The organism is Vibrio sp. 1580 (genome assembly GCF_033340055.1).
Genome location: NZ_JAWOVT010000698.1, coordinates 1 through 524 on the forward strand (window position 1 = coordinate 1; position 524 = coordinate 524).

A 524-nucleotide genomic window follows, 5' to 3' on the forward strand; every position below is an offset into this window, starting at 1 on the left:
GTGGTATGGGTAACATCCGTGACGAACACGTTCAGAAGAAAGAGATCCCTGTTGGTGCGAGCCTAATCGTACTTGGTGGTCCTGCAATGAATATCGGTCTTGGTGGCGGTGCGGCGTCTTCAATGGCGTCAGGTCAGTCAGCTGAAGATCTGGACTTTGCTTCAGTACAGCGTGAAAACCCAGAAATGGAGCGCCGTTGTCAGGAAGTGATCGACCGTTGTTGGCAGCTAGGTGAAGAAAACCCAATCGCATTTATCCACGATGTGGGTGCGGGCGGTATCTCTAACGCACTTCCTGAGCTTTGTGACGACGGCGAGCGCGGTGGTAAGTTCCAGCTGCGTGATGTACCAAATGATGAATTGAGCATGAGCCCTCTGGAAATCTGGTGTAACGAATCTCAGGAGCGTTATGTACTTGCAGTAGCACCAGAAAACATGGAAGCATTCGATGCAATCTGTAAGCGTGAGCGCGCACCTTATGCAGTGGTTGGTGTGGCAACAGAAGAGCGTCATCTGACGCTAGAA

At 51.3% G+C, this 524-nt stretch carries 1 protein-coding gene; it reads left to right on the top strand.

All coding sequences use genetic code 11. The features are described 5' to 3' along the window. Positions 1–524, top strand: a 524-nt coding sequence (locus tag R7093_RS27915) for an AIR synthase-related protein (RefSeq protein ID WP_318147369.1), incomplete at both ends; no start/stop codon positions are given.